This window comes from Saccharopolyspora terrae (assembly GCF_004348435.1).
Classification (GTDB): domain Bacteria; phylum Actinomycetota; class Actinomycetes; order Mycobacteriales; family Pseudonocardiaceae; genus Saccharopolyspora; species Saccharopolyspora endophytica.
The window spans coordinates 1-592 of record NZ_SMKS01000158.1 but is presented as its reverse complement, the minus strand read 5'-3'; the positions used below and the strand labels follow the sequence as shown (position 1 = coordinate 592).

General features: G+C 67.6%; 1 pseudogene. It reads left to right on the top strand.

What is annotated here, in order from left to right:
* Nucleotides 1–292: 292 nt before the first annotated feature.
* Nucleotides 293–592 (top strand): annotated as a pseudogene (locus E1181_RS31165) (tripartite tricarboxylate transporter substrate binding protein); the annotation flags it as partial.

The following is a 592-nucleotide window of genomic DNA, read 5'->3' as shown; positions in this document are numbered from 1 at the left end:
AACAAACCCCGGGCCCCGGACCGGCGTAACCGGCGCCTCGACACCGTGGTGGCCCGGATTACTGCGGTAATCAGGCACCCGATTACGGCGGTAATCGGGCCACCACGAGCGGGAGGCGCGTGGCCGGACGGGGCGGGTTGAGCTCTTTCTGCTCGATGTTCGTGTTCTTCATGCTGACGGGTTACAGAAGTTCCGGAAGTGTCGTTACGTGCCTAAGCGAGACACGGCGGCGTGCGGGCGTGCAGCATGAGCCAGCTCACGTTCCGACCACAATGGAGAGGCGGGATTGCCCGTGCGGCTACGCAGCGCGCTGGCTGCCATCGCAGCCGTGCTGCTGGTGCTCCTGGTGCCGCCACTGATCAGCACCAGCGGTGACAGCAGCGCCGAAGCACAGATCCGGGGCCTGCGAGTGCTGGTGCCCAACTCGCCCGGCGGCGGGTACGACATCACAGCCCGGACCGCGGTCAAGGCGATGGAAGACGCCGGCCTGCAGAGCAACACCGAGGTGTTCAACCTCCCCGGCGCCGGCGGCACCGTCGGCCTCGGGCGCGTCGTCAACGAGCGCGGCAACGGCAAGCTCGCCATGTCGATG